Annotated in this window: 3 protein-coding genes and 1 pseudogene; 1 reads left to right on the top strand and 3 read right to left on the bottom strand. The window is 41.5% G+C overall.

The features are described 5' to 3' along the window. The 3 genes from leuB to fabR all read right to left on the bottom strand — a co-directional run. On the bottom strand, window positions 1–847 hold an 847-nt coding region (leuB, locus tag L654_RS0110265), incomplete at its 3' end, for a 3-isopropylmalate dehydrogenase (protein ID WP_024596432.1). Beyond that, the gene (gene leuA, locus L654_RS0110260) at window positions 844–2397 is read right to left on the bottom strand and encodes a 2-isopropylmalate synthase (RefSeq protein WP_008171909.1); all 1554 of its coding nucleotides are present in this window, start codon (window positions 2395–2397) and stop codon (window positions 844–846) included. The genes leuA and leuB, both read right to left, overlap by 4 nt. 406 nt (window positions 2398–2803) lie before the next feature. Beyond that, window positions 2804–3427, bottom strand: a complete 624-nt coding sequence (gene fabR, locus L654_RS0110255) for an HTH-type transcriptional repressor FabR (protein ID WP_010555448.1) — start codon at window positions 3425–3427, stop codon at window positions 2804–2806. A gap of 126 nt (window positions 3428–3553) precedes the next feature. Between fabR and L654_RS01000000125890 the strand changes: the two are divergent. Next, window positions 3554–4694: pseudogene (locus tag L654_RS01000000125890) on the top strand (fatty acid desaturase). The last annotated feature ends 84 nt before the right edge of the window (window positions 4695–4778 follow it).

The raw sequence follows: 4778 nt of genomic DNA, 5'->3' as shown, positions 1-4778 counted from the left end.
CTGGCTCGTACAATCCAAAACCCGATTGATTCAAGCTTGCCGATGGTAATAAGCCCATTGAGCCTGTGATCATAGCGCACTCATCTGACAAAATATCACCAAATAAGTTATCGCAAAGTAGTACGTCAAACTGGCTAGGCTGTTTAACTAACTGCATAGCCGCGTTATCTACGTAAATGTAATCTAAGCTTACTTCTGGGTAGTCTTTACTAACTTCAGTTACTACTTCGCGCCATAATACGCTTGATGCTAATACATTGGCTTTATCAACAGAGGTAACGTGGTTACTACGTAGTTTTGCCGCTTCAAAAGCAAAGCGTGCAATACGTTCGATTTCTTTTCGTGAGTATGTTTGCGTATCAAATGCAAACTCTTCTGCGCCTTCACCACTGCGACCTTTTTCACCAAAATAAATGCCGCCAGTTAGTTCGCGCACACATAAAATATCAAAACCTTTTTCACTAATATCAGCGCGAAGTGGCGACGCTGCACTTAATGCAGGTAATAACTGTGCAGGGCGTAAATTACAAAACAAACCAAAGTGCTTACGAAGCGGCAATAACGATGCGCGCTCAGGCTGCTCGTTTGGTGGTAAGTTTTCCCATTTAGGACCGCCTACCGAACCAAATAAAATAGCATCGGCACTTTCACAGGCACTAAGTGTTTTTGGTGGTAATGCTTCACCAAATTCATCAATGGCTGCGCCACCAATAGCATGATGCTGACGGTTTAGGGTAAAACCAAACTTATTGCTCACAGCATCAAGTACTTGCTCTGCTGCTGCCATTACTTCTGGACCAATACCGTCGCCAGCTAATACTGCAACGCTGTAGTTTGTTTTACTCATCCTGCTTTCCTTTGTTGTTTTAAATCAGACACTTTTTGTGCACGATAAATTAAGTTATAAACACGGATCATGGCGCGTACCGACGCTTCAACCACATCCGCTGCAATGCCCGCACCGTGGTAAGGTCGGCCATCGTATTTAGCTATAATATTTACTTGGCCTAATGAGCTTGCACCTTGGCCTGTTGCTTCTAAGTTATATTCAATCATTTCAACGCTCATACCGGTTAAACGCTCAATAGCTGCAAACGAGGCTTCAACTGGACCATTACCTGTCGCCGCTTCTTGTTTAGCTTCGCCATCAATACGCATTCCAATGGTAGAGCTTGCTACTGATTGTGAGTTAGAGGCTGAGTTAACAAATTCTAATTGGTATTTTTCGTCTTTGTCGTTAATTTGATTAAAGTAAATCATCGCCTCAAGGTCGTAATCGTATACGGTGCCTTTTTGGTCAGCCAACTCAATAAAGCTTTTGTATAAGCCATCCATATCGTAATCAGATTTTTGATAGCCTAACTCTTCTAGGCGATGCTCAATAACATGACGACCCGAACGCGAAGTCATATTTAATTGGTTACTTGGCACACCAACGCTTTCTGGCGACATAATCTCATACGTATTTTGCGCTTTTAATACACCGTCTTGGTGAATGCCAGAACTATGCGCAAAGGCGTTTTCGCCAACAATCGCTTTATTTGGTTGTACTGGCATATTACAAATTTTAGCCACTTGACGAGATGCGCGGTAAATTTCTTCACTTTTAATATCGGTGTATACTTTTAAGTGGTCGTGGCGCATTTTCATGATCATCGCCACTTCTTCAAGCGAGCAGTTACCAGCACGCTCACCAATGCCATTAATAGTACACTCAATTTGGCGCGCACCGGCTTGCACTGCGGCTACCGAGTTTGCTACTGCTAAACCTAAATCATTGTGGCAATGCACGCTTAAGCGCGCTTTATCAATATTTGGCACGTTATTCATTAAATGGCGGATCATCGCGGCGTATTCGTCTGGCGTTACAAAACCAACGGTGTCTGGCAAGTTAATAGTTGAAGCTCCGGCATTAATTGCCTGCTCAACAATTTTACATAAATCCCAGTGCGGCGTACGACCGGCATCTTCACACGAAAACTCAACATCATCAGTATAGTTACGTGCCAATTTAATTGATTTAACAGCCATGGCCGTTGCATCGTCTAGGCTCATACGTAATTTATGTTCAAGGTGCAAAGGGCTTGTAGCAATAAAAGTATGAATACGGCTTTGCTGAGCTGTGCGAAGAGCTTCGCCACAGGCTTCAATGTCTTTAGCAACTGAGCGTGCTAAACCACAAATAATAGGACCTTTTACTTCGGTTGCAATACGTTGCACCGAGCGAAAATCAGCAGGGCTCGAAACCGGAAAGCCTACTTCCATCACATCCACATTCAAGCGGCTAATTGTATGTGCTAATTGAATTTTATCATCTTCAGTAAGGCTTGCTTTAAGTGCCTGTTCGCCATCACGTAAGGTGGTATCAAAAATCCATACTTTATCTTGCTCTTGCATAACTGCCCCTCATTCCTATGTTACCCAAATTTCAATTAATCCCAGCCGCGAGATAAAAAAAACCCCGCAATTGCGGGGTTTTTTAGTGTTCAACTCGATGCAAACACACTAATCCCCGCTTACTTGCCATAGCAGTAAGAGGTTAAGTTTTAGTGTAATTAAACGAATAATATGCATCTTGTTTTCTTATGTGTGTGTTCAGTGAAGCCTATTTTTAACATTACAGCGCAGCGGGTGCAAGCATAAATATTCCACATAATAGATTTAAAAACGATTCAATTGGGTTTTTTAATTCAACATAGATCAACATGGGGAATTAAAATAACAAATACGTAACTAGTGGCGCTTAAATTAATAAGCACTGCAATATACCGTGCTTATATTAACTTTTTGCAATTTTTTTAAGCTATGCTTCTTTATTCGTTTCTCTTACGTAATGTCCGGCTCCACGAGTAATATAACGCAGCTGCCAAATAACGCGCTCAATCAATTCGTCGCGTTGCAATCCTTCTATATCGAGCGCCTCTGCCCCCGCATTAAATACGAGCGTTACCATAGATTCAGCCTGAATATAGGCATGCATAGCATTACATTTAGTTTCGCTTTCTAAATAATGAGCCAGCTCTAAAATAAAATGTTTTACCTCGCGGGCTACAGCGGCTCTAAATGCTTTAGAAGTCCCAGAGCGTTCTCGCAGCAACAACCTAAATTGGTTACTTGAGTTATCAATAAACTCCATAAAAGTAACCACTGAGGTATTTATAACACTGCCGCCATCGTTTGCTATTCGTCTGCGTGCTTGACGCATTAGTTGGCGAAGAGTTAAACCGGCTTCGTCTACCATGGTTAAACCTAGCTCATCCATGTCTTTAAAATGACGATAAAAAGAAGTTGGGGCAATACCTGCTTCTCGTGCTACTTCGCGTAAACTTAAATTCGAAAAACTATGATCAGCACTCAGCTGATTAAATGCCGCTTGAATTAACGCCTGTCGTGTTTTTTGTTTCTGTTGCGCTCTAACACCCGACATCAACAGCTCCCTGAATTATTTTATATGAATATTTAGTGATATTAGCTCAATTGTACAGTCTAATACTTGACGACGAGAGTTTGAAATACTATTTTAGCTTACAGTTGTACGCTGAGATTGAGAATTATGAATAAACCACCGATGATTTGGACAAACGTCCTATTTTTTAGCCTAACCTTTTTGGCGGCTGNGCCACACTTGTACCTTGGTACGCCATTAGCTACGGATTTACCAGCGCGCATTGGATTGCTTTTGTTGGCTGCATGTTTTATGCAGGCTTATCAATTACTGCCGGCTACCATCGATTATGGGCACATAAAACCTATAACGCACACCCTGCTGTTGAATTTATTTTTGCGCTTGGCGGTGCTTTTGCACTACAAAACAGTGCTTTGCATTGGAGTAGCGATCACCGTATACATCACGGTCAAGTTGACGACCCAATAAAAGACCCTTACGCGGCTACCAATGGTTTTTGGTATAGCCATATCGGCTGGNCTGGATGTTACGTGACTACCAAGGCGATAGCTACAACGACTATAGTAATTGTCGTGATTTACAACGAAATAAAGTCGTTATGTGGCAACATAAGCACTACTTAAAACTAGCTATTGCTATGAACGTAGGTTTGCCTCTTGCACTTGGTTTATTAGTTGGTGATGTGTGGGGTATGTTAATTCTTGCAGGTTTACTACGCTTAGTACTAAGCCAACACTTTACCTTTTTTATAAATTCGGTTGCACATATTTGGGGCTCTCGCCCATACACCGAAAAAAATACGGCACGCGATAACGGCTTTTTAGCGTTATTTACATACGGTGAGGGGTATCACAACTTCCACCATATATTTGCAAGCGACTACCGTAACGGTATTAAATGGTTTCATTACGATCCAACAAAATGGATGATCCGCTCTTTAGCAGCTGTTGGTTTAGCTAATAAACTGAAGCGTACACCTGTTGAACGTATCGAAAAAGCAAAGGCCGAAACGCTAATGAGCAAAACGCAAACGCGTCTTGCAAAATTGCCTTTAGCACAAGATAAGATTACATTATTACAACAAGAGTACGATTTACTGCTGAAAAAACTGCAAAATTATTGTTCACTACAAAAACAAGTGTTAGAAGTTAAAAAAAATAACATGGCAAAGCAGTGTGAACGCTCAGCATTAATGGCACAATACCATGAGTTGGAAGCCGCCTGGGAAAATCAAAAACAGGCATGGCTAGCACTTAATGCGAGGTTATTAAAAGCCTCTTTTAATTAATTTAGGAGTGGCTGTGGCCAAACAACCAGAACAAAAAAAAGTACCCGTGACATACCAATATGATGCAATAATTATTGGCACGGG

The sequence above is a fragment of the Pseudoalteromonas sp. TAB23 genome, from assembly GCF_000498075.1.
Lineage (GTDB): Bacteria > Pseudomonadota > Gammaproteobacteria > Enterobacterales > Alteromonadaceae > Pseudoalteromonas > Pseudoalteromonas arctica.
Note: the sequence above shows the minus strand (reverse complement) of the source record. Positions and strands in the feature narration are given on the sequence as shown.

Excerpts from the sequence above, each read along its gene's own strand:
- fabR (WP_010555448.1), bottom strand. The coding sequence starts at position 3,427 with ATGTCGGGTGTTAGAGCGCAACAGAAACAAAAAACACGACAGGCGTTA.
- leuA (WP_008171909.1), bottom strand. The coding sequence starts at position 2,397 with ATGCAAGAGCAAGATAAAGTATGGATTTTTGATACCACCTTACGTGAT.